The organism is Gallaecimonas kandeliae, assembly GCF_030450055.1.
Taxonomy (GTDB): Bacteria; Pseudomonadota; Gammaproteobacteria; order Enterobacterales; family Gallaecimonadaceae; genus Gallaecimonas; species Gallaecimonas kandeliae.
The window spans coordinates 2,125,214-2,151,554 of sequence record NZ_CP118480.1; the positions used below are offsets into that span (position 1 = coordinate 2,125,214).

The 26,341-nt window shown below is 62.0% G+C and carries 26 protein-coding genes and 3 tRNA genes; 11 read left to right on the forward strand and 18 right to left on the reverse strand.

Going from position 1 to position 26,341, the window contains the following annotated elements:
• Nucleotides 1-13: 13 nt before the first annotated feature.
• The 3 genes from pspC to pspA are packed head-to-tail and all read right to left on the reverse strand — an operon-like array spanning nt 14 to nt 1,357.
• Nucleotides 14-400: an envelope stress response membrane protein PspC gene (pspC, locus tag PVT67_RS10490; protein WP_301493497.1), complete on the reverse strand. Its 387-nt coding sequence runs from the start codon at nt 398-400 to the stop codon at nt 14-16.
• A 39-nt stretch (nt 401-439) separates the two neighbouring features.
• Nucleotides 440-676 (reverse strand): envelope stress response membrane protein PspB, encoded by a 237-nt coding sequence (gene pspB, locus PVT67_RS10495; RefSeq protein WP_301493499.1) that lies wholly within the window; start codon nt 674-676, stop codon nt 440-442.
• A gap of 15 nt (nt 677-691) precedes the next feature.
• Entirely contained in the window at nt 692-1,357 is a 666-nt protein-coding gene (gene pspA, locus PVT67_RS10500; RefSeq protein WP_301493501.1) for a phage shock protein PspA, read from the reverse strand.
• 172 nt (nt 1,358-1,529) lie between these two features.
• Between pspA and pspF the strand changes: the two genes are divergently transcribed.
• From pspF to PVT67_RS10530, 6 genes are all read left to right on the forward strand, one after another.
• A complete protein-coding gene (gene pspF / locus PVT67_RS10505) occupies nt 1,530-2,582 on the forward strand; it encodes a phage shock protein operon transcriptional activator (RefSeq protein ID WP_301493502.1) in 1,053 nt (350 codons plus the stop codon).
• 88 nt (nt 2,583-2,670) lie between these two features.
• Entirely contained in the window at nt 2,671-4,281 is a 1,611-nt protein-coding gene (locus PVT67_RS10510; protein ID WP_301493503.1) for an ABC transporter substrate-binding protein, read from the forward strand.
• Nucleotides 4,281-5,312, forward strand: a complete 1,032-nt coding sequence (locus PVT67_RS10515; protein WP_301493504.1) for an ABC transporter permease — start codon at nt 4,281-4,283, stop codon at nt 5,310-5,312. The genes PVT67_RS10510 and PVT67_RS10515 overlap by 1 nt, the downstream gene beginning before the upstream one ends.
• On the forward strand, nt 5,299-6,192 hold the full coding sequence (locus PVT67_RS10520) for an ABC transporter permease subunit (RefSeq protein ID WP_301493505.1): 894 nt from the start codon (nt 5,299-5,301) through the stop codon (nt 6,190-6,192). Before PVT67_RS10515 ends, PVT67_RS10520 begins: the two co-directional genes overlap by 14 nt.
• Nucleotides 6,193-7,194, forward strand: a complete 1,002-nt coding sequence (locus PVT67_RS10525) for a peptide ABC transporter ATP-binding protein (protein ID WP_301493507.1) — start codon at nt 6,193-6,195, stop codon at nt 7,192-7,194.
• Nucleotides 7,191-7,967 carry a peptide ABC transporter ATP-binding protein gene (locus tag PVT67_RS10530; protein WP_301499684.1) on the forward strand — a complete coding sequence of 259 codons (777 nt, stop codon included), beginning with the start codon at nt 7,191-7,193 and terminating at the stop codon, nt 7,965-7,967. The genes PVT67_RS10525 and PVT67_RS10530 overlap by 4 nt, the downstream gene beginning before the upstream one ends.
• Before the next feature lie 25 nt (nt 7,968-7,992).
• Here PVT67_RS10530 and mtnK read toward each other — a convergent pair whose 3' ends face one another.
• Nucleotides 7,993-9,177, reverse strand: a complete 1,185-nt coding sequence (mtnK, locus tag PVT67_RS10535; protein WP_301493509.1) for an S-methyl-5-thioribose kinase — start codon at nt 9,175-9,177, stop codon at nt 7,993-7,995.
• 113 nt (nt 9,178-9,290) lie between these two features.
• Between mtnK and mtnA the strand changes: the two genes are divergently transcribed.
• Nucleotides 9,291-10,283 (forward strand): S-methyl-5-thioribose-1-phosphate isomerase, encoded by a 993-nt coding sequence (gene mtnA / locus PVT67_RS10540; protein WP_301493510.1) that lies wholly within the window; start codon nt 9,291-9,293, stop codon nt 10,281-10,283.
• A 12-nt stretch (nt 10,284-10,295) separates the two neighbouring features.
• Nucleotides 10,296-10,934 (forward strand): hypothetical protein, encoded by a 639-nt coding sequence (locus PVT67_RS10545; RefSeq protein ID WP_301493512.1) that lies wholly within the window; start codon nt 10,296-10,298, stop codon nt 10,932-10,934.
• A gap of 43 nt (nt 10,935-10,977) precedes the next feature.
• Here the strand turns inward: PVT67_RS10545 and PVT67_RS10550 are convergent, their stop codons facing one another.
• The 3 genes from PVT67_RS10550 to PVT67_RS10560 are packed head-to-tail and all read right to left on the reverse strand — an operon-like array spanning nt 10,978 to nt 12,772.
• Nucleotides 10,978-11,505, reverse strand: coding sequence for a 1,2-dihydroxy-3-keto-5-methylthiopentene dioxygenase (locus tag PVT67_RS10550; protein ID WP_301493514.1), 528 nt, complete (start codon nt 11,503-11,505; stop codon nt 10,978-10,980).
• Nucleotides 11,502-12,176 (reverse strand): acireductone synthase, encoded by a 675-nt coding sequence (mtnC, locus tag PVT67_RS10555; protein ID WP_301493516.1) that lies wholly within the window; start codon nt 12,174-12,176, stop codon nt 11,502-11,504. Before mtnC ends, PVT67_RS10550 begins: the two co-directional genes overlap by 4 nt.
• The gene (locus PVT67_RS10560; protein WP_301493518.1) at nt 12,173-12,772 is read right to left on the reverse strand and encodes a methylthioribulose 1-phosphate dehydratase; all 600 of its coding nucleotides are present in this window, start codon (nt 12,770-12,772) and stop codon (nt 12,173-12,175) included. The genes mtnC and PVT67_RS10560 overlap by 4 nt, the downstream gene beginning before the upstream one ends.
• A gap of 94 nt (nt 12,773-12,866) precedes the next feature.
• Between PVT67_RS10560 and PVT67_RS10565 the strand changes: the two genes are divergently transcribed.
• The gene (locus tag PVT67_RS10565) at nt 12,867-14,012 is read left to right on the forward strand and encodes a methionine aminotransferase (protein ID WP_301493520.1); all 1,146 of its coding nucleotides are present in this window, start codon (nt 12,867-12,869) and stop codon (nt 14,010-14,012) included.
• 47 nt (nt 14,013-14,059) lie between these two features.
• On the opposite strand, the gene PVT67_RS10570 is transcribed toward PVT67_RS10565, so the two are convergent.
• From PVT67_RS10570 to PVT67_RS10620, 11 genes are all read right to left on the reverse strand, one after another.
• The gene (locus PVT67_RS10570; protein ID WP_301493522.1) at nt 14,060-14,509 is read right to left on the reverse strand and encodes a CreA family protein; all 450 of its coding nucleotides are present in this window, start codon (nt 14,507-14,509) and stop codon (nt 14,060-14,062) included.
• A gap of 42 nt (nt 14,510-14,551) precedes the next feature.
• A complete protein-coding gene (locus tag PVT67_RS10575; protein WP_301493523.1) occupies nt 14,552-16,438 on the reverse strand; it encodes a SurA N-terminal domain-containing protein in 1,887 nt (628 codons plus the stop codon).
• 60 nt (nt 16,439-16,498) lie between these two features.
• Nucleotides 16,499-16,575 (reverse strand) — tRNA-Asp (locus tag PVT67_RS10580).
• Nucleotides 16,576-16,633: 58 nt separating this feature from the next.
• Nucleotides 16,634-16,906, reverse strand: coding sequence for a nucleoid-associated protein HU-beta (gene hupB, locus PVT67_RS10585; protein WP_301493524.1), 273 nt, complete (start codon nt 16,904-16,906; stop codon nt 16,634-16,636).
• Between the two features lie 227 nt (nt 16,907-17,133).
• Entirely contained in the window at nt 17,134-19,488 is a 2,355-nt protein-coding gene (gene lon, locus PVT67_RS10590) for an endopeptidase La (protein WP_301493525.1), read from the reverse strand.
• 87 nt (nt 19,489-19,575) lie between these two features.
• Nucleotides 19,576-20,847 (reverse strand): ATP-dependent protease ATP-binding subunit ClpX, encoded by a 1,272-nt coding sequence (clpX, locus tag PVT67_RS10595; protein ID WP_301493527.1) that lies wholly within the window; start codon nt 20,845-20,847, stop codon nt 19,576-19,578.
• Nucleotides 20,848-20,925: 78 nt separating this feature from the next.
• Nucleotides 20,926-21,537 carry an ATP-dependent Clp endopeptidase proteolytic subunit ClpP gene (clpP, locus tag PVT67_RS10600; protein WP_301493529.1) on the reverse strand — a complete coding sequence of 204 codons (612 nt, stop codon included), beginning with the start codon at nt 21,535-21,537 and terminating at the stop codon, nt 20,926-20,928.
• A gap of 83 nt (nt 21,538-21,620) precedes the next feature.
• Nucleotides 21,621-22,931 carry a trigger factor gene (gene tig, locus PVT67_RS10605; RefSeq protein ID WP_301493531.1) on the reverse strand — a complete coding sequence of 437 codons (1,311 nt, stop codon included), beginning with the start codon at nt 22,929-22,931 and terminating at the stop codon, nt 21,621-21,623.
• Between the two features lie 227 nt (nt 22,932-23,158).
• Entirely contained in the window at nt 23,159-24,316 is a 1,158-nt protein-coding gene (locus PVT67_RS10610; protein ID WP_301493533.1) for a GNAT family N-acetyltransferase, read from the reverse strand.
• 68 nt (nt 24,317-24,384) lie between these two features.
• Nucleotides 24,385-24,460: transfer RNA gene (locus PVT67_RS10615), tRNA-His, on the reverse strand.
• 8 nt (nt 24,461-24,468) lie between these two features.
• A tRNA-Arg gene (locus tag PVT67_RS10620) sits at nt 24,469-24,545 on the reverse strand.
• Nucleotides 24,546-24,707: 162 nt separating this feature from the next.
• Here PVT67_RS10620 and folD point away from each other — a divergent pair.
• Together folD and PVT67_RS10630 are read left to right on the forward strand one after the other, a co-directional pair.
• Nucleotides 24,708-25,571, forward strand: a complete 864-nt coding sequence (gene folD / locus PVT67_RS10625; protein ID WP_301493535.1) for a bifunctional methylenetetrahydrofolate dehydrogenase/methenyltetrahydrofolate cyclohydrolase FolD — start codon at nt 24,708-24,710, stop codon at nt 25,569-25,571.
• The gene (locus tag PVT67_RS10630) at nt 25,555-26,340 is read left to right on the forward strand and encodes an ion transporter (RefSeq protein WP_301493536.1); all 786 of its coding nucleotides are present in this window, start codon (nt 25,555-25,557) and stop codon (nt 26,338-26,340) included. The genes folD and PVT67_RS10630 overlap by 17 nt, the downstream gene beginning before the upstream one ends.
• The last annotated feature ends 1 nt before the right edge of the window (nt 26,341 follow it).

Consider the following 26,341-nt stretch of genomic DNA (forward strand, 5'->3'; position numbering starts at 1 on the left):
TGCGGCGCCCCTTTCAGAGCCGGCTGATTTGCCGGTTCAACTGGAACTCGGTGGAGGTGACGTAGCTTTCCAGGCTCCTCAGCCGGCCTTCCAGGCGGTCGAACTGGCTGTTGATGTCGTGGATGGCCTGGCGGGGCGGCTCGCCGGACTGCCAGACCTGCTCCTTCACATGGATGGGCTTTTCCTTGCGGCCATTGCTGGTACCGGGGGCCTTCTCCAGGATGAACCAGAGGGCGATATAGGCCACCACGAAGAAGGAACCGGACAGCAGGATACCGCTGACCACCAAGACCCGCACCAGCCAGGTTTCCAGCCCGAAGTAGTGGGCCAGGCCGGCGCAGACACCGCCGAGGCGGGCTTCGTCGGGGTAACGGTACAGAGGGCCTCTTGCATTGTTCATAGCCTGATCTCCTTCACGTTGGGCAGGGCATCCCTGCCCTTAGGCCTTGTTGCGCCACTGGGGGCTGTCGGCATCCAGCAGGCGTTCCAGGGTGGCGATACGCTCGGCCATCTTTTCCGCCTTCTGGGACAGCGCGACCAGCTGCACCCTTTCATCTTCACTCAAGCCCTGCCCTACCTGGCGTCTGCTGCGGTAGTGCAGGATGAGCCAGATGGGTGCCACGAAAACCATAAAGATGATCAGCGGCACCGAAAAAGCCCAAACCACATCCTCCATCATCTGCTCCTTAGCTTACTTTTTCTTGGCCAGCTTGGCCTTCAGGGCGTCCAGCTCCTGATTGACCTTGTCGTCGGCGGCCAGGGCGGCAAATTCGGCGTCCAGGCCTTTGCCTTTACCCAAATCATAGGACTCGACCTGGGCTTCGATGTCGTCAATGCGACGCTCGTACTGTTCGAACTTGGCCATGGTGTCTTCGACCTTGCCACCGTCGAAGCGCTTGCGCACATCCAGGCGGGTCTGGGCGGACTGCTTGCGCATGACGATGCTCTTCTGGCGGGCGCGGGCGTCGGTCAGCTTCTCGTTCAGCTGGCCCACTTCCTCGCTCAGCTTGGCGATGGTCTCCTCGACGTGAGTCAGTTCCACCTGCAGGGTCGTCATGGCATCTTCGGCGCGGTTCTTCTCGACCAGGGCACCCTTGGCCAGATCTTCGCGGTCCTTGGTCAGGGCCAGCTCGGCCTTGGCCTGCCAGTCGTTGGCCTTCTCGGCCAGCTTCTGAATGCGACGTTCCAGATCCTTGCGCTCGGCCAGGGCCTTGGCGGACAGGGAACGCACCTCAACCAGGGTGTCTTCCATTTCCTGAATGATCAGGCGCACCATTTTTTCCGGGTCTTCGGCCTTGTCCAGCAAGGCGTTCAGGTTGGCATTCACTATGTCGGTGAAGCGAGAGAAAATACCCATTTCAGTTTCCTCGTCTGATCTAAGGGAGTTCCTTGCTCTCCCTTATCCGAAAAGCGTGCCACTTTGCCAAAGACAATAACACACTGAATTAAAAAAGAAAATTTTGTTGATCCTATGTGAAGAGATTTGGCTTATCATAGGTTCAACCACTATTTGGCGAAAATCACCACTCATGGCACCAAGGCAACACGACAACCTCCTAGGCCAGGCCAACAGCTTCCTGGAGGTCATGGATCAGGTCTCGAGAGTCGCCCCCCTCAATAAGCCGGTGCTTATCATAGGGGAAAGGGGGACGGGTAAGGAACTCATTGCCGAACGTCTGCACTTCCTGTCCAGCCGCTGGGACCAGAGCTACCTCAAGCTCAACTGCGCGGCACTGAACGAGAACCTGCTGGAATCCGAACTGTTCGGCTACGACCAGGGCGCCTTCACCGGCGCCGCCAAACGCCACAGCGGTCGTTTCGAGCGGGCCGATGGCGGCACCCTCTTCCTGGACGAGCTGGCCAACACCTCCGGCCTTATCCAGGAAAAGCTGCTGCGGGTCATCGAATATGGCGAGTACGAGCGGGTGGGCGGCTCCCAGACCTTGAAGACGGACGTGCGCCTCATCTGCGCCACCAACGAAGATCTGCCGACCCTGGCCGAACAGGGGGCCTTTCGCGCCGACCTGCTGGACCGCCTGGCCTTCGACGTCATCACCCTGCCGCCCCTGCGTGAGCGCCGGGAAGACATACTGATGCTGGCCGAGAACTTCGCCATCAACATGGCCCGCCAGCTGGGCCAGCCGCTGTTCTCCGGCTTCACCCGCAAGGCCCAGCAGCTGATACTGGATTACGACTGGCCCGGCAACATCCGCGAACTCAAGAACGTGGTGGAGCGCAGCGTCTACCGCCACGACAACCCGGACCTGCCGGTGCACCAGATAGTGCTGGATCCCTTCGAGTCCCCCTGGCGGCCCCAGACCCAGGTGCGCACCACCGATCGCCAACCCAAGGCCCAGGAGACCCAGGCGCCGGTAGCGGTGGCCAAGCCGGCCGGCTCTTCGCTACGTTTCCCTTTGGACTTCAAGAACCTGACCCAGGAATTCGAGATCCAGGTGCTGACCGAGGCCCTCAAGGCCAACCAGTACAACCAGAAGCGCAGCGCCGACGCCCTGGGGCTGACCTACCACCAATTGCGGGGCATACTGCGCAAATACGAGCTGCTCGGCGCAGAGGAAGGTTAAGGGCAGATGGATCCCAGGTTTGGAAGGACGGGGCCAAGGGTGGTATCTTGCCGCCCTTGTTCTTTAACATCGACTCACGGCATGGCTTATGCTGGTTAATCGCACCCTGCTCTTGGGGTTACTGGGACTGCTGCTGGGGGCCTGCTCCGACGGCAAATCGGGCCTGGCCCACCAGGGCCTGGTCTATTGCGCCGAAGGCAGCCCAGAGACCTTCAATCCCCAGTTGGTGACCTCGGGCACCACGGTCGACGCCACCTCCAACCAGCTTTACGACAAGCTCATCGACATCGACGCCAAGACCGGCGAGGTGATCCCCCGCCTGGCGGTGAGCTGGGAAATGAGCCCGGATGGCCTGCGCTACAGCTTCCAGTTGCGCCGCGGGGTGCAGTTCCACCAGACCCCCTATTTCACCCCCAGCCGTGATTTCGATGCCGATGACGTCATCTTCAGCTTCCGCCGCCAGTGGGACAAGAACGACCCCTTCCACAAGGTGTCGGGGGGTGAATATCCCTTCTTCGAGGCCGTGGGCCTGGGTAGCCTGCTCCACGACATAGTGCGGGACAACGCTCACCAGGTGACCTTCGTGCTGAACAGGCCGGACGCTTCCTTCCTGGCCAACCTGGCCACCGACTACGAGGTGATCCTCTCCGCCGAATATGGCAAGCAGCTGCTGGCCCAGGGCCTGCCGGGGCGTATCGACACCCAGCCCATAGGCACAGGCCCCTTCGTCTTCGAGAGCTACCGTAAAGACAGTTATATCCGTTACCACGCCCACCCTCACTACTGGGACGGCAAGGTGGCGGTCAATCCCCTCATCTTCGACATCACCAAGCGCAGCTCCCGGCGCCTGGCCAAGCTCATCACCGGCGAATGTGACGTCACAGGCCTGCCCCTGGCCTCAGAAATAGGGGAGATCAAGAAGCACCCCAACCTCAAGTTGCAGTCCACCCCTGGCCTCAACGTCGGCTTCTGGGCCTTCAACACCGAAAGGCCGCCCCTCAACAACCCTGACGTGCGCCACGCCCTGGCCCTGGCCATCGACAAGAACACCATAATGCAGGCGGTGTTCTACGGTACCGGCTCCGCCGCCAATACCCTGCTGCCGGAAAGCTCCTGGGCCTACAACGACAAGATCCCTCCCATGAAAAGGGACCTGGACAAGGCCAGGGAGCTGATGAAAAAAGCCGGGCTTCAAGACGGCTTCAACCTCGACATCTGGGCCATGCCGGTGTCCCGCTCCTATAACCCCAATGCCCGCAAGATGGCCGAGCTGATCCAATCGGATCTCGCCGCCATCAAGGTCAAGGTACGCATCATCACCTACGACTGGACCAACTTCCGCCGCCGCCTGGCCCACGGTGAACACGACTCTGTGCTGATCGGCTGGTCCGCCGACAACACCGATCCGGACAACTTCTTCAGCCCCACCCTGTCCTGTGCGGCCCTGGCCGGCGGCAACAACAGGGCCAACTGGTGCGATCCCAAATTTGACACCCTGCTGACCAAGGCACTGCTGGTGCAGGACCGCGCTCAGCGCAAGGTCTACTACCAGCAGGCCCAAGCCTACCTGCAGGAAGCCATGCCGGTGGTGCCCCTGGCCCATGGCCTGCGCTTCTCGGCCAGCCAGGCCGATGTTGAAGGTGTGACGCTGCGCCCCTTCGGCGGCATCGGATTCGCCAAGGCGAGGAGGACCGACTGATGCTGTCCTACACCCTGCGCCGCATCAACCTCTTCATCATCACCTTCGTACTGCTGGCCCTGGTCGCCTTCAGCCTGACCCACCTGGGACCTGGAGATGCCTTGAGCCACCTGGTCAACACCGACGGCCTGGGCCCGGGCCAGATAGCGGCCCTGCGGGCCCACTACCACCTGGACGACAGCCTGGTGGTGCAGTTCGGCTATTACCTGGAGCGCATATTCAGCGGTGACTGGGGTTATTCGCTCAGTAACGGCGAGGCGGTGCTGGGGGTGTTGATGCGCACCCTGCCCGCCACCTTGGAGCTCATCTTCAGCGCCATGCTGGTGGCCCTGGTCATAGGGATCCCCACCGGCGCCTTCGCCGCCATGTACAAGCGCTCCGCCACCGACTACGCGGTGCAGGGCCTGGCCATGGTGGGCTACTCCATCCCCATCTACTGGTGGGCGCTGCTGCTGGTACTGGTATTTTCCCTGAAGCTGGGCTGGCTGCCGGTGTCGGGGCGCCTGAGCCTGGTCTATGAAATACCGCCCAAGACCGGCTTCCTGCTGGTGGATATCTGGCTTTCCAAGGTGCCCTATCGTCTCGAGGCCATGCGCGATGCCCTGGCCCACCTGGTGATGCCCACCCTGGTGCTGGCCACGGTGCCCACGGCCGTGGTGGCCCGCCTCACCCGCAGCTCACTTCGGGAAGTGCTGAAGAAAAACTACATCCGCGCCGCCCGCGCCCGGGGTTGGTCGATGTGGAAGGTGGTACGCCGCCACGGCCTGCATAACGCCCTGGTGCCGGTGGGCCGTATCCTTGGCCTGCAGATAGCGGCGCTGCTGTCCGGCGCCATCATCACCGAGAGCATCTTCAATTGGCCAGGGGTCGGCAACTACCTTATCAACAGCATCTATTCCCGGGATTTCCCCGCGATCCAGGGCTGCCTGCTGCTGCTGTCCAGCTTCGTGATCCTGGTCAGCGTGCTGACCGACATCATCTTTACCGCCCTGGATCCCCTACACCGGAAGCGTCTCCATGCTGAGCCCTAACCTCTACGCCGACGAGCGCATCCCCTCGCCCCTGATCCAGACCTGGCGGGCTTTTCGCAAGAGCCCCCTGGCCATGGTCGGCTTTTACCTGATGCTGGGGTTACTGGTGGCGACCCTGATAGGCCCCTACCTGGCCCCCTACAACCCCGATGCCCAGCACCCCGATGCCCTGCTGGTGCCGCCGTCCTGGGCCCAGGCTGGCCATGTGGATTTCTTCATCGGCACCGACGATCTGGGCCGGGATCTGCTGTCCCGCCTGCTTTACGGCGCCCGCTATACCTTTGGCTCGGCACTGCTGGTGGTGCTGGCCGCCGCCCTCATCGGCGTTGTGCTGGGGGCCATTTCAGGCACCTTGAAGGGCCTGCAAGGCTCCATTCTTCACCATTTCCTGGACACCCTGTTGTCCATCCCTTCGGTGCTTCTGGCCATCACCCTGGTGGCCATCCAGGGCCCGGGTCTGTCTGCCGCCCTGCTGGCAGTCTGGCTGGCCCTGGTACCCCAGTTCATCCGCGCCACCCATGACGCCGTGGCCTCGGAGATGGAAAAGGAATATGTGGTGGCGGCACGCATGGACGGCGCCGGCCGCTTCCGGCTGCTGTGGGACGTGATACTGCCCAACGTGGCCGACGCCATAGTGCACCAGTTCGCCCTGGGGCTGTCGGCAGCGGTGCTGGACATCAGCGCCCTCGGCTTTTTGAACCTGGGGGCCCAGGCCCCCTTGCCGGAATGGGGCGCCATGCTGGCCGGCGCCACCGATCTGGCCTACCTGGCCCCCTGGACGGTGACCTTGCCTGGCCTTGCCATACTGACGACAATGGTGGCTGTGAACCTCATCGGCGACGGCCTTCGTCAGGCCCTGAGCGAGCGCCTGGAGCAGTAAATGAGTGCCTTGCTGGATATCCGCAACCTGACCATAGAGCTGGAGACCCCCCAGGGCCGGGTGCAGGCGGTGGAAAAGGTCAACCTCCTCATCAACGAGGGGGAAATACAGGGGCTGGTGGGGGAATCCGGCTCCGGCAAATCCCTGGTGGCCAAGGCCATACTCGGGCTGCAGAGCGAGAGCTGGCATGTCCATGCCGACCGCATGCACTGGAAAGGGGTGGAACTGTCGGACCTGCCCATAGACGACAGGCGTGAACTCATAGGCCGGGAACTGGGTTTCATCTTCCAGGAACCCATGAGCTGCCTGGACCCCATGCTCACCGTCGCCGAACAGCTCGTTGAAGTGCTGCCCCACCACCAGTGCCCCTACCCCTACTGGAACCTGCTGGCCAGGCACCGCTGGCGTGCGGCCGAGGCCAAGGCGCTGCTGCACAGGGTCGGCATCACCCAGCACAAGCGGGTGCTGGCCAGCTACCCCCACGAGCTGTCGGAAGGCCTCTGCCAGAAGGTGATGATCGCCATGGCCATCGCCAGCGGCCCCAAGCTGCTGATCGCCGACGAACCCACGGCCCAGATGGAGGCCACCACCGAGGCACGGATCTTCAGCCTGCTGGCCAAACTCAACCAGCTCGGCAACATGTCGGTGCTGCTGATCACCCATGATCTGGAGTCCATCATCAAGTGGAGCCACAGCATCACCGTCATGTATTCAGGCCAGACGGTGGAAGCCGGCCCCACCCAAAGCATACTGGCGCGGCCCCACCATCCCTATACGGAGGCGCTGCTGCGCTCCGTGCCCCACTTCGAGGAAGGCCTCGACCACAAGTGCCGGCTGCACACCTTGCCGGGGGCCATACCGCCGCTGCAGCACCTGCCCATCGGCTGCCGCCTGGGGCCACGCTGCCCCAGGGCCCAGCGTAAGTGCGTGGAAAAACCCCTGGTCAAGGACCTCAAGGGCCACCGTTTCGCCTGCCACTTTCCCATCAACATGGAGGACTGAGCGTGCCCTTGTTGGAAGTGGAAGGCCTGTCCAAGACCTATATCAAACGCAGCGGCCTGTTCCGAAAAGAAGAGATCCAGGCCGTGGCGCCGCTCAGCTTCAGTCTGGAGGCAGGCAAGACCTTGGCCATCGTAGGGGAGACGGGTTCGGGCAAGACCACTGTCGCCAAGCTGCTGGTGGGGGCCGAAGTGCCCAGCACCGGCGTGGTGAAGCTGGACGGCGAGCCCCTGGCCCTGCATTCAGCCCAGTCCTGCCGCACCATCCGCATGATCTTCCAAGACCCCTCCACCTCCCTGAACCCCAGGGTGACCATAGGGCGCCAGCTGGAAGAGCCCTTGAAGCTCAACACCGAGCTGACCCCGGCCCAGCGCCTGGCCAAGGTGGAAGCCACCCTGATCCGGGTGGGGCTGCTGGCCGAACACGCCGACTACTACCCGCACATGATCTCCGGCGGCCAGAAGCAGCGGGTGGCCCTGGCCAGGGCGCTGATCCTCAACCCCAAGATCCTCATCTGCGACGAAGCCCTGGCGGCCCTGGACGTCTCCCTGCGCGGCCAGATCCTCAACTTCCTCTTGGAGGAGCAGCGCAAGCAGCAGCTGGGCTACGTGTTCGTGTCCCACAATATGGGCATAGTGCGGCACATCTCCGACTACGTGCTGGTGATGCACCACGGCGAAGTGGTGGAACGGGGCCCGACGGAGCAGGTGTTCCGGGAGCCCAAACACGAAGTCACCAAGCGCATGTTGATGGCCCAAAACCTGCTGGGCTATTGAAAAGGGCCGCAACAGCGGCCCTTTTTCATGCGGCGAAGCGGACAGGGCTGGGGTGCAGCAGGCGCCGCACCAGGCCGATATCGCAAGTCCCCTGGCTGGCCAGGATCAGGCTGCGGCCAAGGGCCAGGGCCCGTTTCTCGGCCTCGGTCCGCTGCCCGCCTTCCAGGCTGGCGATGTCCGCCACATGGGCCAGCCCCAGGGTGCGGCGGATAAGCTCGCAGCCGGCATAGCCCAGGGCGTCCTTTTGGACCTGGTTGATGAAGCGGCTCTGGTAGCCCTCGCTGGCCAGGGCCAGATCCTCGGTGCCGGCCAGTAGCGTCTTGAAGCGGTCTTCGAAATGCTGCCAGAAGTTGATGCATTCCTCTTCCAGCCAGTCGGCGTAGTCCTGGTTGCCGAGGCACTTGTGGCGGCACCAGGCCAGCAGCAGGTTGCCAATCACCGAACCGACGTCAAAGCCCATGGGGCCGAAGAAGCCGAACTCGGCGTCGATGACCTTGAGCTCCCCCGGGCCCGAGAACACGGAACCGGAGTGCACATCGCCGTGCAGCAGGGCCTGGGGGCAGGACAGGAAACGGGCTTTGAGCTCGGCCACCGCATCCAGCAGCATCACGTCCTGCCACAGTTCTTCGGCCAGGGGCCGGGTGGCGGGGAAGATGTCGTTGCGCTCGTGCTCGCGGAAGGGGTCGGTAAAGAAGAGATCTTCGGTGATCTGGCAAAGCTCAGGGTTGCTGAACTGGCTGACCAGGGCTTTCTTTTCCTTGCCGGCCAGGGCGAAATCCGAATAGGCGTAAAGGCTTTGGGCCAGGTAATCGGCCAGATCCGCCGACAAGCCATCCACCCGCTCCCCTTCGATCAGCCGCCGGCGCAGCAGCACCAGGTGCGACAAGTCTTCCTGCACCATGGCGTAAAGCTCGGGGTCGAAATCCAGCACCTTGACCACGAAGGGCTCGGCCACCTTGGCGTGGGCCAGCAGGGTCTCGGCCTCGATGCGGGCCCTGTCCAATGTCAAAGGCCAGGATTCACCTACGCAGCGTACATAGGGCAGCGCCTGCTTGACGATAAGGCCCCTTCCTTCGGCGCGCAGGTGGAACACCAGGTTGAGGTTACCGTCCCCTATCTCGGTACAGCTGACTTCGGCGTGCTGGGGCAGGAAGCCCCGGGACTGGGCGAAAGCGATGGCAGCGGCGCTGTCGAAGGTCTGGTAAGGCATGGCATGGACCTGGAAAATGAACGTCTGGAAATTTAAACGCAAAAACGTTTAGACGTCTACACCTCTTGCCGTAAGAATGGCAAAATGCCTTTTTTCACCGACAGCCAGCGCCCATGACCCAAAGAACCGCCACCGCCCTTCGCTATGACGACGGCCAGCTCAGCATCCTCGATCAGCGCGCCCTGCCTGCCGAGCGCCTCTGGGTAGCAGTGGAAAGCACCGAGCACCTGGTCCAGCTCATCCAGAGCCTGGCCATCCGCGGCGCCCCCCTTATCGGCATCGCGGCCGTCCTCTACCTGGCGGTCTTGGCGAGGAAAGGTGAGCCAGCGCCGGCCCTCAAGATAGCCAGCCAGGCGCTGCGGGAAAGCCGCCCCACGGCGGTCAACCTGATGAACCTGCTCGACCGCATCAATCCTGTGTTGGACCAGGGCGCCGCCGAGGTGGAAGCCATGGCCCTGGCCCTCTTCGACGAGGACGTGCAGCTCTGCGACAAGATCGCCGAGGCCGGCCTGCCGCTGGTTAAAAACGGGGCCCGGATCCTCACCCACTGCAACACCGGCGGCCTGCCCACGGCCGGGCGCGGCACCGCGCTTGGCATCATCACCCGCGCCCAGGAAGCAGGCCTTACGCCCTTCGTCTGGGTGGACGAGACCCGTCCCCTTTGGCAGGGTGCCAGGCTCACCGCCTATGAGCTGCAACAGGCCGGGGTGGCTCATCGGCTGCAGGTGGACAGCGCCGCCGCCAGCCTCTTTGCCAGCGGCCAGGTGGATTTGGTGCTGGTGGGGGCCGACCGTATCGCCGCCAACGGCGACACCGCCAACAAGGTGGGCACCCTGATGCTGGCCGTGCTGGCCAGGCACTACGGGGTGCCCTTCTATGTGGCGGCCCCCTGGACCACGGTCGACCCCGCCTGCCCCGGCGGCCATGCCATCCCAATAGAGGAGCGCAGTGCCGAGGAGATCTGCCAGCTTGGCGACAGGCAGCTGGCGCCACAAGGCACCACCACCTACAATCCAGGCTTTGACGTGACCCCGGCGACGCTTATCAGCGGCTGGGTCACAGATCGCGGCCTCATCACCGAAGCGGCCGCCTTCCACCACTCCTGAAGAGGACAACAGATGAAAGGACTCATCCTGCCCCTGGCCCTGCTGCTGGGGGCCTGCGCCAACCTCCAATCCTCCCCCCAAGACGGCTACCAGGCCGCCATTGCGGACGCCGCCGTCATAGAGCCGGGAGAAGCCATGCCACTGGCCCCCATACCCCAGGGCAAGGTGTTGGTGGTGACTTGGAGCAAATACCCGGCGAGCTTTCCTACTGGCCAGGATGTGCAGCTCAGCTGGGGCGAAACCTGGGTAACACTGGATGGGGCCGTCAGAGGCTTCTGCAAGGGCTACCAGGACAAGACGGCCCAGACCCAACGGCTGCTGGGCCTGCCGGTGGTGGCCGGCGAGCAGCGCAGCTTCGTGACCCTGGAAGTGGACAGGGAGGAGCTGTTCCGGCCCTGCGCCAACCCCAGCCTGGATCAGAGCCAGTGCGGCCCGGATTTTCCCAAGGACGTCAGCCCCGCCTACAGGGCCTGGTTCGCCGGCCAGACCGCCGCCTCCTACCAGGAAAAGGGCTTCCCCTGGACCCGCCTTGGCTACACCTACAACTACAACGCCGGCGCCTCTGAAGTGGGCCCCACCGAGCTGGTGCTGCCCAAGGGCAGTAGCGCCAAGGTGGTCGCCGTCGTAGAGACGGCCCAGTACTGCCGCTGAGCCAAGACAACCCCATAAAAAGGCGCCCTGAGGCGCCTTTTTTTCAGGCCGCGATAAAGTTCGCCGCCACCTTGTCTCCCGTATGCTGGGCCACCCAGCCATCGGGGTTGGTGAAGAGGCGCACGGCCACGAAGTAAGGCTCGCGGCCCATGTCAAACCAATGCCTGGTGCCGGCCGGCACCGACAGGTAGTCCCCCTGGGTGCAGGTCAGGGCATGGACCCTGTCCCCCAGGTGCAGGTAGAAGATGCCGCTGCCGGCGGCGAAGAAGCGCACCTCGTCTTCGGCGTGGATATGCTCGTCGAGGAACTTCTTACGCAGCTCGGCCGCATTGGGGTTGTCCGGCTGCAGGGACACCACGTCCACGCTCTGGTAGCCGCCCTGCTGCTGCCACTGGGCTATGGCGTCCTGGTAGCACTCCAGCACGGCGCCTGGACTGAGGTCGGCAAGGGGTCGGGTGGGCAGGTACTGGTAATCGATGCCCTGTTCCGCCAGGGTGGCGGCGATGTCGGCACGCTCGGTGAGCAGCGCCAGCTCGGTACCCTGCTCGTCGCAGAGGCGCAAGGTGGTCATGGGTTTATCTCCTTGAAATCATGAGCCTGAGGATAGCCCTCGGCGGCCTGGGTACCGGGCCTGACCAGTTGGCAGACCTTAAAACCCGCCAGCTTGGCGGCGGCCAGCTCCTCCTTGATGTCGGACAGGAACAGAATGGCCTCAGCCGGCAGGGCCAGGGCCTTGGCGATGTTGTCGTAGCTGCCCTGCTCCCGCTTGTGGCCGATGCGGGTGTCAAAGTTGGCCTCGAAGAGCCCCTGCAGATCGCCGGCGTCGGAATAACCGAACAGCAGCTGCTGGGCCTCCACCGAACCTGAGGAATAGACGGCCAGGCGCAGCCCCCGCCTGCGCCATGCCTCGAGCACGGGGGCCACTTCAGGATAGACATGGCCGGTGAAGTCGCCGGCCTCGTAGCCGCAGCGCCAGATGAGCCCCTGCAGGGCCTTGAGGGGTGTGACCTTCTTGTCTTCGTCTATCCAGCGGATAAGCGCCGCCAACTGCCCTGCCCTGTCGTCCTCGGCAAGGCCGGCCTCAAGGCTGACCGCCCTCAGGATCTCGGCCACCGCCGGCGTATCGCCCTGCTCCTCGATAAAGGCGGCCAGGCGTGTCCTGGCATAGGGGAAGAGCACCTTATGCACGAAGGCGATATCGGTGGTGGTGCCTTCCACATCCATCACAACGGCTTTGATCATCGGCGTAGCTCCCATTCGCATTGCAGCAGGAATTCCAGCCCCTCGAGGTGGCGCCAGGCCTCCTCCGGGCTTTGGCCGAAGGCGTAGAGGCCATGGCCCTTGAGCAGCAGACCGCCCACAAAGGGCTTGGCCTGGTAGCGGCTGCGGATCTGCTCGGCCAAGGCAGGCATGTCCTGGGTATTGTCAAAACAGGCGATGCCCAGGGGAGCCAGGTGGTCGGTGACGCCGCGGATGGCCTTTTGCATCTCGAAGCCTTCCAGCCAGAGGGTATCCCCTTCCACCTTGCGGGACAGCACAGTGGCGGCCACCGAATGGGTGTGGAAAACGGCCTGGATGGCAGGGTCGCTGCCATAGAGGGCGCAGTGCACCAAGGTCTCGGCGGAGGGCTTGGGACCAGCGACGACCTTGCCTTGCAGATCCACGGTGACCAGATCGTTTTCGGTGAGGCTGGCCTTGTCGACCCCGGAGGCGGTGATAAGGCAGCGATCGGCAGCGATGCGGACAGAGAGATTGCCACCGGTAGCGGGCAGCCAATGGCGGGCGGCCGCCTGGTTGCAATAGCGCAGCAGGCTTTGGGTGAGTCCCCCTTGGGACATAAAAGCGCTCCGTTTGGATAGATAGACGTCTAAGTTGCCAAATCCTAGCATTCTGCTACCCTGTCGCCAAACGCTTTTCTGAAGAGGCCTCACCTTGACCCTCGCTTCCAAGCTGCCCTTGGTGGGCACCACCATCTTCACCCAGATGTCGGCCCTGGCCGCAGAATTCGGCGCCTTGAACCTGTCACAGGGCTTCCCCGACTTCGCCCCCGACCAGCGGCTGCTGGACAGGGCCGCCACGGCCATCACCCTAGGCAACAACCAATATGCCCCCATGACCGGCTTGCCGGCCTTGCGGGAGGCCATAGCGGGGCTGATCAGCCAACACTACGGCAGGACTGTGGATGCCAACCTGGAGGTGACGGTCACCAGCGGCGCCTCCGAGGCCATCTTCGACGCCATAGCGGCCCTGGTGCGCCCCGGTGACGAAGTGGTGCTGTTCGACCCAGCCTACGACCTCTACGAGCCGGCTGTGCTGCTGGCCGGCGGTGTCTGGCGGCGCCTGGCCCTGACGGCGCCGGACTTCCGCCCCGACTGGCAGGCCTTCGAGGCAGTGCTCGGCCCCAAGACCCGCCTCGTCATCATCAACAGCCCCCACAACCCCACCGGCAGCTGCTGGCAGGAGCAGGACCTGGCAGCCCTCTGGCAGGCCATCAAGAGCCAGGACTGCTACCTGATCTCGGACGAGGTCTACGAGTTCATCCATTTCGGCGAAACGGCCGTGAGCGTCCACAAGCACTCCCAGCTGCGTGACCGCGCCTTAGTGGTGTCCTCCTTCGGCAAGAGCTTCCACCTGACCGGCTGGAAGCTGGGCTATGTGGTGGCGCCTGCTGCCCTCAGCGCTGAGCTGCGCAAGGTGCACCAGTTCGTGACCTTCTGCACCGCCACGCCGCTGCAGGCCGCCATGGCCGAGCACCTCAAGGCCCTGCCCGAAGAGACCTTCACCCTGGCCGGCTTCTACCGCCAGAAAAGGGACCTGCTGCGGGATCTCCTGGCCGGCAGCCGCTTCAAGCTGCTGCCCTGCGACGGCACCTACTTCCAGCTGCTCGATTACAGCGCCATCTCGGACGAGGACGACCTGAGCTTCTGCCAGCGCCTGGTCAAGGACATCGGCGTCGCCGCCATCCCGGTCAGCGTTTTCTACGCCGAGCCGCCGGCCGGCCAGCGCCTGATCCGCCTCTGCTTCGCCAAGGAAGACGACACCTTGAAAGAGGCAGCCCGGCGCCTTAGCCAGCTATAAAAAGAAAAGGCCGCGTTGAGCGGCCTTTTTTATCGGCTGACGATACCTTAGCTCGGCGCCGTCCATGCTGCAGTGCCATAGAGCGGCACAGTCGAGATAGCGTGGTGATGGCTGCCTTGTGTCTCCTTGGTGGAGTAGGAGAGGTAGATGAGGGTCTGGGTTTCCGCATCCCAGATCCGGCGCACCTTGAGGGATTTGAAGAGCACCGACAGGGATTCCTTGAACACCAGCTCACCGGACTTGGACCTATCTATGTGGGCCAGCATGGTCTTGTCGATGGGCCCCGTCTGACGGCAGGCGATGGACATGTCCGACGGATCGGCAAAATCCAGGTCCGCTTCCACGTGGGCCACGTGGCAGGTCACACCGGGGATCTTGGGATCCACAAAGCCCCTGACCACCACGTCCTTGGTAGTGAACCAGCCCAGGGACACCCTGGCACTGTCGTCGCCACAACCGGCCAACAGCAGGGCCAGCAACAGCCATTTTCTACTCATCCGTTCTCCTAAGAAAAAACCCCGGCAAGCCGGGGTTTTTCATCAACCTTTATCGGTGTTGAAGACCTTGATATCCGCCGTCTTGCGCAGGGCATCGATGAACTGGCGGTTGGCATCCCCTTCCCTTTGCTGGGCCAAGCGCTTCTGCCACATGTCGATGACCGGCTGGTCCTCGGCCTTGGGCTCATAGGCGTGGACGGCCTTGACCTCTACCACGGCGCTGTCGCCGTCGGCCAGGCTCACCAGCTCACGGCCACCGGGCTGCTGGCTGAAGGCGCTGCGGCCGACGGCCGGGGCCACCTTGGTGTCGTTGCGATTGACGCCGTCAAAGGTCTCGAACTTGAGGCCATTCTCGGTCAGCCAGGCGGTGACATCTTCCTTGGCGTTGAGCTTGTCCAGCAGGGCCTGGGCGGTCGCTTCGGCCTTGGCCTTGGCTTTCTCGCCTTGCAGGCTGGCTTGGATCTCGGCCTTCACCTCGTCCAGGGACTTGCGGTGGGCGTCCTTGAAGTCGCTGGCGCGAACCACGAAGACGTGCTCGGGGCCGGCTTCGATGACTTCGGAGTTGACCTTGTCCAGCTTGACGCTCTCGGAGAAGGCGGCATCCAGCACCTTGGGATAGTTCAAGGCCGCCGGCGCCTTGGCACGGGCGAACAGGGGCAGGTGCTTGACTTCCAGGCCAACGGCCTTGGCGGCGTCAACCAGGCTGTCCGGGTTCTCGAAGGCCAGGCGCTCCAGTTCGTCCTGCTTCTTGTAGAAGAGATCCTCGGCAGCCTTCTTGGTCAGCTGGGCCTTGATCTCAGCTTTGACCTCGTCCAGGGACTTGGTCTCGCCGGCCTGGATGCCGGTCAGTTTGATGAGGTGGTAACCGAAGGCGGACTTCACGGGGCCAGCGACGTCACCTTCTTTGGCGATGGCGAAGAGGGCCTTGTCGAAACCGGGGTCCAGTACGCCTTGCTCGTTCCAGCCCAGGTCACCGCCCTTGGTGGCACTGAAGGTGTCTTGGGATTCGGCCTTGGCCACATCGGCAAAGTCCTTGCCGCCCTGGATCTCCTTCAACGCAGCGGCGGCCTTGGCCTCGGCGTCCTTACCGGTGAACAGGATGTGGGAAGAACGGCGCTTCTCGGGACGCTTGAACTGGTTGGCGTTGTCCTTGTAGTAGTCACTGATCTCCTGGTCGGAAACGGTGACGGACGGCTCCAGGGCCTTCTCGGACAGTTCCAGGTAGTCGATGGCTACCTGCTCCGGGGCCATGTAGCCCTGGGGCTGGCTGTCGTAGCGTGCCTTGATCTCGTCGTCGCTGACCTGGACCTTGCCCACGAAGTCGGCAGCCTTGACGGTAGCGACCTGGATGTCGCGGGTCTGGCGGCTGGCGGCGTAAAGGGTCTTGGCCTCTTCAGGCAGCACTATGGTGGAGGAGATGACGCCGTCGACGAACTGCTGGCGGGCCAGGTCGACACGGACCATCTCGGAGAATTTGCTGGGGGTCAGCCCCTGGTTGCGCAGCACGGCCAGGTAGCGGTCGTTGTCGAACTTGCCGTCGATCTTGAAGGCGTCGTAGCCAAGGATGGCGTCCTTGACCTGGCTGTCGGAAACCCGCAGCCCCATGTCGCTGATGGCGTCGGCCACCAGGTGTTGGTTGACCAGTTGTTCCAGGGCGCCTTTGCGCAGCTGCTGCATGAAGGCGTCGTTGCCGGAGAGCTGCTTGAACATGTCACCGCTCTGGGCTTCCATGCGGGCACGTTCGTTCTGGTAGGCACGCTCCAGCTCAACCCGGCTGATGGATTGACCATTGACCTCGGCTGCTGCGTTGCCATGCGGCCCGCCTCTGAGGTAGGAATAAACACCAGTCAGGGCGAAGGAAAGGATGATGAACCCAAGGATGATTTTCACCACCCAGTTCTGTGACCCTTCCCGGATCTGTTCCATCATTTGCTGTTATCTCTCTTATATGAAAAAAGCGCATCACTCTCATGATGCGCCCTTTGGTTTTGGCGGAGTGGACGGGACTCGAACCCGCGACCCCCGGCGTGACAGGCCGGTATTCTAACCGACTGAACTACCACTCCTCATATTCCTGGGCACATCAGGGTCATGGACCCTACCGTCGTGCCCGGGTAAGGCGTCTTAGTTGACGGAGTCTTTCAGTGCTTTACCGGCCTTGAAGGACGGGATTTTGGCAGCAGCGATGTCGATGGTTGCACCGGTCTGAGGGTTGCGGCCAGAACGGGCAGCGCGCTCACGAACGGTGAAAGTACCGAAACCTACCAGAGCAACAGAATCGCCGTCTTTCAGGGACTCAGTTACGGCGTCAGTGAAAGCATCCAGTGCACGAGCGGCAGCGGCTTTGGAAATGTCAGCACCTGCAGCAATTTTATCGATCAGTTGTGACTTATTCACAATATCATCCCCTTCAATTGTTATTTTTGCTCCGCAGTTAAGATCTCCCAGAAACTGCGGCCTAGCGGAGGTTTTTATATCAAGCCTGTTTGCCCAGTGCAAGCATACAAAAGTATGTATTCCACGTCGGCAAACCCCGGCAGAACAGGCCCTCCAGACTAGCGACCTCGCCTAGGCTATACCAGAGCGGTCGCCGCTGGAAAGCCCTCTAACGCAAAAAGTCACCTTCATGCCGCAGATTGTGGCGAAAAGCCCGCCGGATCCTCGGCCAAGGCCAGTTTTAACACTTCATCAATCCATTTCACAGGATGGATAGTGAGCGCCGCTTTGACGTTTTCCGGGATCTCTTCGAGGTCCCTTTCGTTCTCATAGGGGATCAGCACATGCTTGATACCGCCCCTGTGGGCCGCCAGCAGCTTCTCCTTGAGGCCACCGATGCGCAGCACCTCGCCGCGCAGTGTGATCTCCCCTGTCATGGCCACATCGGCCCGCACCGGATTGCCGGTGAGGCTGGAAACCAGGGCGGTACACATGGCGATACCGGCTGAAGGACCATCCTTGGGCGTGGCCCCTTCCGGCACGTGGATGTGGATGTCCCGCTTCTCGTGGAAGTCGCTGTTGATGCGCAGCTTCTCGGCACGGGAACGGACCACTGTCATGGCCGCCTGTATTGACTCCTTCATGACATCACCCAGGGAGCCGGTATAGGTGAGCTTGCCCTTACCGGGCACGCTGGCCGCCTCTATGGTCAGGAGGTCCCCGCCCACTTCGGTCCAGGCCAGGCCAGTGACCTGGCCAATGCGGTTCTCTTCGTCGGCACGGCCGTAATCGAAGCGCTGTACCCCCAGGTAATCGTGGAGGTTGTCGCCGTCGATGCGCACCGTCTTGGTGTCCTTCTCCAGCAACAGCTTCTTGACCGCCTTGCGGCAGAGGGTGGACAGCTCGCGCTCCAGGCTCCGTACCCCGGCTTCGCGGGTGTAGTAACGGATGATGCCGACGATGGCACTGTCGTCCACCTCCAGCTCGCCCTTCTTGAGGCCGTTACGGCCTATCTGCTTGGGCAGCAGGTGGTTGCGGGCGATGTTGAGCTTCTCGTCCTCGGTGTAGCCGGACAGGCGGATCACCTCCATCCGGTCCAGCAAGGGGCCGGGAATGTTCATGGAGTTGGAGGTGGCTACGAACATGACATCGGACAGGTCGTAATCCACTTCCAGGTAGTGATCGGAGAAAGTGACGTTCTGCTCCGGATCCAGTACCTCCAGCAGCGCCGAAGCCGGGTCGCCGCGCATGTCGGACGCCATCTTGTCGATTTCATCCAGCAGGAACAGCGGGTTACGCACCCCGACTTTGGCCATCTTCTGGATAAGCTTGCCGGGCATGGAGCCGATGTAGGTACGGCGGTGGCCGCGGATCTCGGCTTCGTCCCTGACGCCGCCCAGGGCCACACGCACATACTTGCGGCCCGTCGCCTTGGCGATGGACTGGCCCAGGGAGGTCTTACCGACCCCCGGCGGGCCCACCAGGCAGAGGATGGGGCCCTTGAGCTTGCTGGAGCGGGCCTGTACGGCCAGGTACTCGAGGATCCGTTCCTTGACCTTCTCCAGGCCGTAGTGGTCAGAGTTCAGTACTTCCTCGGCCTTGGCGAGATCCTTCTTGACCTTGGTCTTCTTGGACCAAGGCACGGACACCAGCCAGTCGATGTAGGAGCGCACCACTGTGGCCTCTGCCGACATGGGTGACATCATCTTCAGCTTGGTCAGCTCACCGGTGGCCTTGGCCTTGACCTCTTCGGGCATGCCGGCTTCGTCTATCTTCTTCTGCAGGCCCTCGAACTCGTCGGGGGTTTCCTCCAGCTCACCCAGCTCTTTCTGGATGGCCTTCATCTGCTCGTTGAGGTAGTACTCGCGCTGGCTCTTCTCCATCTGCTTCTTGACGCGGTTGCGGATGCGCTTCTCGATCTGCAGCAGATCGATCTCGCTTTCCATCAACCCCAGCAGGTACTCGATGCGCTCCCCGACCGGGATGATCTCCAGCACTTTCTGCTTGTCTTCCAGCTTGATGGGCATGTGGGCGGCCATGGTGTCGGCCAGGCGCGCCGGCTCATCGATACCGCTCAGGGAGGTGAGCACCTCGGGCGGGATCTTCTTGTTGAGCTTGATGTAGCCCTCGAACTGGTTGATGGCCGTGCGCACCAGCACTTCCTGTTCCTGCTCCTCGATAGGAGTAGAAGCCAGGAAGGTGACTTCGCCGTGCAGGTAGTCGTCGGCCGTCTGCAGGCTGTTGATCTGGGCACGCTGGTTCCCTTCCACCAGCACCTTGACGGTGCCGTCGGGGAGTTTGAGCATCTGCAGAATGGTGGCAACGGTGCCGACCGGGTAGATGTCGTCCAGTTCAGGATCGTCCAGCTCGGCGTCTTTCTGGGCCACCAGGAAGACCTGCTTGTCCTGGGCCATGGCGGCTTCCAGGCAGTTGACCGACTTGTCGCGCCCAACAAACAGCGGGATCACCATATAGGGATAAACCACCACGTCACGCAGTGGCAGTACGGGAATTTGGATGCGTTCTGAACGCTCGAGAGTCATGCTGATCTCCGGGGGAGGCTGATAGGCTCAAGATGGGGACGGGTGTGACGAATTTCAAGAAAAAAAACGGGGCTGCTGCCCCGTTTTTTAGTTGGAAGACGCGACCTTGTCTTCCGAGCGGTAGATGAGGATGGGTTTGGACTCGCCGCGGATAACGGCTTCATCCACCACCACCTTGTCGACGTTGTCGAGGCTGGGCAGCTCATACATGGTGTCCAGCAACACCCCTTCGACGATGGAGCGCAGGCCACGGGCCCCGGTTTTGCGTTCCATGGCCTTCTTGGCGATGGCCTTGAGGGCGTCCTCGCGGAACTCCAGCTCGGAACCTTCCAGGCTGAACAAGGCCTGGTACTGCTTGGTAAGGGCATTCTTGGGCTCGGACAGGATCTGCACCAGGGCAGACTCGTCCAACTCGTCCAGGGTGGCCACCACCGGCAGACGGCCGATGAACTCGGGGATCAGGCCGAACTTGACCAGATCCTCGGGCTCGACCTTGCGGAACAGCTCGGAGATGGAGGCCTTGTCCTTGTCACCCCTGACCTCGGCACCGAAACCAATCCCTTTGGAGGTCGCGGTACGGGCATCCACTATCTTGTCGAGGCCGGCGAAGGCGCCGCCACAGATGAAGAGGATCTTGGAGGTGTCCACCTGCAGGAACTCCTGCTGGGGATGTTTGCGTCCGCCCTGGGGCGGTACGGCAGCAACGGTGCCCTCGATAAGCTTGAGCAGGGCCTGTTGTACCCCTTCCCCGGAGACGTCACGGGTGATGGAGGGGTTGTCGGACTTGCGGGAGATCTTGTCTATCTCGTCGATGTAGACGATGCCGCGCTGGGCCTTGTCGATATCATAGTCGCATTTTTGCAGCAGCTTCTGGATGATGTTCTCCACGTCCTCGCCCACGTAACCGGCTTCGGTCAAGGTGGTGGCGTCGGCCATGGTGAAGGGCACGTCCAAGAGGCGCGCCAGGGTCTCGGCCAGCAATGTCTTGCCTGAGCCGGTGGGACCTATCAGCAGTATGTTGCTCTTGCCCAGCTCGACGTCGTCGTGGCTGGGATTGCGCAGGCGCTTGTAGTGGTTGTAGACGGCGACGGACAACACCTTCTTGGCGTGTTCCTGGCCGATCACGAAGTCGTCCAGGTGTTCCCGGATCTCCTTGGGCGTGGGCAGGGCGTCCTTTGCCTGGCGCGGGGCGATTTCCTTTATCTCTTCACGGATGATGTCGTTGCACAGATCAACGCACTCATCGCAGATAAAGACGGATGGCCCCGCGATCAGCTTCCGGACCTCATGCTGGCTCTTGCCACAGAAAGAGCAGTACAACAGCTTACCGTCGCCACCGCCTTTAGAGCTCTCAGTCATTGCTTACCTCATGCAGTGCAGGCCTGGCCTGCCCGGCTTTCACTTTCATTGTAGGATAGGACCGGACTACCGGATCGCTCAACGGTTGCTGAGCACGGAGTCGATGATGCCGTATTCCATGGCCTGCTCGGCGGTCATGAAACGGTCGCGGTCGGTATCCAGGGCTATGGTTTCCAGATCCTGGCCGGTGTGTTCGGCCAGCAGGCGGTTCAGGCGATCCTTGATGAAGAGGATCTCACGGGCATGGATCTCGATGTCAGAGGCCTGGCCTTGGAAACCGCCCAAGGGCTGGTGGATCATCACACGGGCGTTCGGCAGGCAGTGGCGCTTGCCTTTGGCACCGCCGGACAGCAGGAAGGCGCCCATGGAAGCAGCCTGGCCTATGCACAAGGTGCTGACGTCGGCCTTGATGAACTGCATGGTGTCGTAGATGGCCATGCCGGCCGTCACGGAGCCGCCCGGGGAGTTGATATAGATATGGATATCTTTCTCGGGGTTTTCCGCTTCGAGGAACAGCAACTGGGCCACGATCAGGTTGGCCATGTGATCCTCGACCTGGCCGGTCAGGAAGATCACCCGTTCCTTGAGCAGACGAGAATAGATGTCGAAGGAGCGTTCACCCCTAGCCGTCTGTTCTATGACGATGGGCACCAGGGCATTGATGGGGTCGTTCTCGGCGTTGAGCTTCATTAATGTTCCTGAAATGAAAATGGCTCGAGGGTTGCTCGAGCCATTATAACGTCGCTTTGTTCAGCTAAGTCAACGGACCGGGCTTAGCCCTGGTTGCCGTTGTTCATGATTTCATCAAAGCTGGCGGCCTTCTCGGTCACCTTGGCCTTGGCCAGGATGGCGTCAACGGCTTGCTCTTCCAGAGCCAGGTTGCGCATCTGGTCCAGCATTTCCTTGGTCTCGTTGAAGTACTTAACCACTTCAGCCGGATCTTCGTAGGCAGAAGCTTGGTTTTCAATCAGAGTCTGGACGCGGGCGTCGTCAACCTTGATGTCTTCAGTCTTGATGACTTCACCCAGCAGCAGGCCAACCTGGACGCGGCGGCGGGCCTGTTCTTCGAACAGTTCGGCCGGCAGCTCGGGCAGGTTGTTGGCGTTGACGTTACCACCGAAGCGGCTCAGGGCCTGACGACGCAGGTTGTCGATTTCCTGGTCGACCAGGGCGGAGGGCAGCGCCACTTCGTTGGCCTTGATCAGACCGTTCAGGGCCTGGTCCTTGATCTTGTTGCGCAGCACGTTGCCGAGCTCACGCTCCATGTTCTTGCGCACTTCGACCTTCAGGGCTTCGATGCCACCTTCGGTCACGCCGAAACGGGTAGCGAACTCGTCGGTCAGTTCGGGCAGCTCCTGGACTTCAACCTTGGTTACCTTGATGGCGAAGCTGGCGGCTTTGCCCTTAAGGTTTTCGGCATGGTAGTCCTCGGGGAAGGTCACCTCGGAAACCAGCTCTTCACCTGCTTTCTTGCCGATGATGCCGTCTTCGAAACCGGGGATCATGCGGCCTTTGCCCAGCTCCAGCTGGAAGCCTTCGGCCTTGCCGCCTTCGAACTCTTCACCGTCGATGCTGCCGACGAAGTCGATGGTGACACGGTCGCCACTGGCTGCGGCCTTGTCGGAATCGCTCCAGGTGGCGTGCTGCTTTTGCAGGGTTTCCAGCATCTTGGCCAGATCGGCGTCGGTAACTTCAACAACCGGCTTCTCGACTTCAACGGTGTCCAGGCCCTTCAGCTCTACCTCGGGGTAGACTTCGAAGGTGGCGGTGAACTCGAAATCGCTGCCGTCTTCGTCTTTGGTCACGGCGAAGCGGGGGGCGCCGGCCGGGTTCAGTTTTTCCTTGACGATGGCTTCGATGAAGTGACGCTCGACAACGCGCTGGGTCACATCGTTACGGATGGCTTGGCCATAGCGCTTCTTGATGACGCTGACCGGTACCTTGCCCTTACGGAAACCGTCGACCTTGGCGCGTTTGGCCTCTTCACGCAGGCCGGCTTCTACGGCGCTGTCGATGGTGTTGGCCGGCACAGTGATGGTCAGGCGGCGCTCCAGGCCTTGTGTCGTTTCGACGGAAACTTGCATCGTTTTACCTCGATATTGTGATCATCGGCGCAGCCGGTGCAGCGCCTTTATCTTGACTGAAAGGCACGGTCTTCGCCCTGCCCCGATGTTCTTGCAGCCCAGGCAAATCAAGGCCGGGCCAGCGTTGGCTTACAGAATGACGCGCCATTATAGCGGCGCTTTTCTGGAGAGTCGAGGAAGGGGAGACACCCTGGTCAATATTGCGGCAACAGCCCTGTAACAGGCCCTCAGGCGCCGCCTTGTGGCGACTTGTAGGGCAACAGTGTCCTGGCGTCACGGCAATAGTCTTCGAGCATCAGGGATTCTTCTGCCACGAAGCGCTGTACCGCCTCAACGAAAGCGGGCTCGGCCAGCCAATGGAGCGACCAGGTGTCCACCGGCTCGAATCCCCGTAGCAGCTTGTGCTCCCCCTGGGCGCCGGCATCGAAGCGCTTGAGCCCCTGGCGGATGCTGTAATCGATACCCTGGTAGTAACAGCACTCGAAGTGCAGCTTGTCGAAGTCGGCCAAGGCTCCCCAGTAGCGGCCATACAGGCATTCCCCGTCCTTGAAGAACAGCGAGGCCGCTACCAGCTCACCGCCGAGCCAGGCCCCCACCAGCAGCAATTGCTCGGCCATGGCCTGGCCGACCTCAAGGAAAAACGCCAACGGCAGGTAGCCGCCGTGGCCGCTGCGCTTGGCATAGGTGTTTTGGTAGAAAAGGAAGAAGCGCCGCCAGAGTTCTTCGGTGATCTCCGGCCCTTCCACCACCTGGAGTTCCACACCTGTTGCCGCCACCACCGCCCGCTCCTTGGCGATCATCTTGCGCTTGCGGGCCTTGAGGCTTGCCAGGAAGTCATCGAAACCTCCGTAACCCTGGTTGAACCAGTGATATTGGACACCGCGCCTAAGGGGCAGCACCCTGCCCTGAGCCAGCCAGGGCTGCAAGGCCTCGAGCTTGGCGAAGAGCAGATGCCAGGAAGAGGCGCCTACCACGCTGTTTTTGCGGATAAGGGCATCCAGCATGGCCTGGCAAATCGGCCCTGGTGCCAAGCCCTCGGCCAGCAACAACCTGGGGCCGGCCACAGGGGTGAAGGGTACGGCGCTGACCCACTTGGGGTAATAAGGCAGGCCATGACGCTGGTAGGCCTGGGCCCAGCCTTGGTCGAAGACGTATTCGCCGAAACTGTGCTGCTTGAGGTAAAGAGGCAAGGCCGCCACCGGCTTGCCCTCATCGAAAGCCACCAGATACCGCGGCTGCCAACCGGTGCCCGGCCCTACGGCGCCGCTGTCTTCCAAGGCTGCCAGGAAGGCAAAGCACAGGAAGGGGTAGTCGCAGCCCAACAGCCGATCCCAGCTTGGCTGGTTCAGTTCATGGATACTGGAGAGGAAACGAATATGGTACATGGCCCTGCCCTGTGCCCGGACGGCACCAGCATATTCTCAAGGGCTCATTGATTGCAAAGGAGGGAAAATGGGGTGGACGATGGGACTTGAACCCACGACAACCGGAATCACAATCCGGGGCTCTACCAACTGAGCTACGCCCACCATAGAAATGGCGCGCCCTACAGGATTCGAACCTGTGACCCACGGCTTAGAAGGCCGTTGCTCTATCCAACTGAGCTAAGGGCGCAAATCCTTCAGACGCACAGACAATGCCTGAAAAGCGGGGCGCATCATACAAAGATGCCCCCTTGCGGTCAACCTCCAAGAGAGCATGGTTTCAGGCCGTATTCTTTGCGACAATATGGCCGCCCAAGCCCACTCAAACGATTTCCTGAAGGAATTTTGCTGCATGTCTGCTCAAATCATCGATGGCAAAGCGGTCGCTGCTTCTGTTCGTGAAAAAATCAAAGGCGCCGTTGCCGAGCGCCTTGCCAAAGGAAAACGCCAGCCTGGCCTGGCCGTGGTACTGGTGGGTTCAGACCCGGCTTCCGAAGTTTATGTGGGTTCCAAGCGCCGCGCCTGCGAAGAAGTGGGCTTCCTGTCCAAGTCTTTCGATCTTCCCGCCGACACCAGTGAAGATCAGCTGCTGGCCCTGGTGGACGAGCTCAACCAGAACCCCAGCATAGACGGCATACTGGTGCAGTTGCCCCTGCCGGCCGGTCTCGACGCCACCAAGGTGCTGGAACGCATACGCCCCGACAAGGACGTGGACGGCTTCCACCCCTACAACGTCGGCCGCCTGGCCCAGCGCATCCCGGCCCTGCGCCCCTGTACCCCCAAGGGCATCATCACCTTGCTCGAATCCATCAACTATGACCCCTACGGCAAGCACGCCGTGGTAGTGGGCGCCTCCAACATCGTCGGCCGCCCCATGACCTTGGAGCTGCTGCTGGCCGGCTGCACCACCACCACCTGCCATCGCTTCACCCAGGATCTGGAAGGCCATGTGCGCCGCGCCGACATACTGGTAGTGGCCGTGGGCAAGCCGGAATTCATTCCTGGCGACTGGGTCAAGGAAGGGGCCATCGTCATCGACGTGGGTATCAACCGCATGGAAGGGGGCAAGCTGGTGGGTGACATCGGCTTTGAAGCGGCCGCCCAGCGCGCCAGCTACATCACTCCGGTTCCCGGTGGCGTGGGCCCCATGACTGTGGCTACCCTGATGGAAAACACCCTGGAAGCCTGTGAACGTTTCCATGACGCTGAAGGCTAAGCTTAACGAAATCATCTTCGGCTACAGCACGCCCGCCGGGCGTGCTTTCGATATTGTCCTCATCATCGCCATAGTGCTGAGCGTCATGGCGGTGATGTTGGACTCGGTAGCCGGCTTCCACCTGCGTTTCAAGGAAACGCTGTCCCTGCTCGAATGGGGCTTTACCGCCCTATTCACCCTCGAATACCTGGCCCGGTTTTACTGCACGCAGGAGCGGCGGCGCTACGCCTTGAGCTTCTATGGCCTGGTAGATCTCCTGTCCATCTTGCCGAGCTACCTGGCGCTGCTGCTGCCGGGGGCCAATACGTTGTTGATAGTGCGGGTACTGCGGGTGCTGCGGATCTTCCGGATCCTGAAGCTGATGGAATACTCGGACGCCTCGAAACGGCTGATAAGCGCCTTAGTGCAGTCGGCCCCCAAGATCTTCGTGTTTTTTGCATCTTTACTGGGCACCATCACCGTCTTCGGTGCCCTGATGTACCTGATCGAGGGCCCAGAGCACGGCTTTACCAGCATACCGCGCAGCATGTACTGGGCCGTGGTGACCATGACCACTGTCGGCTACGGCGACATCAGCCCCCAAACGCCCCTGGGCCAGGCGGTGGCCTCCGTCGTCATGTTGCTGGGTTATTCGGTAATAGCGGTGCCGACCGGCATCCTTACCAACGAGATGGCCAAGCAGCGCTATAGCCGCGCCTGCCCGGCCTGTGGCCAGAGCGGCCATGAGCCGGATGCCCGCTTCTGCAGCCAGTGCGGCGCCAAGCTCTAGG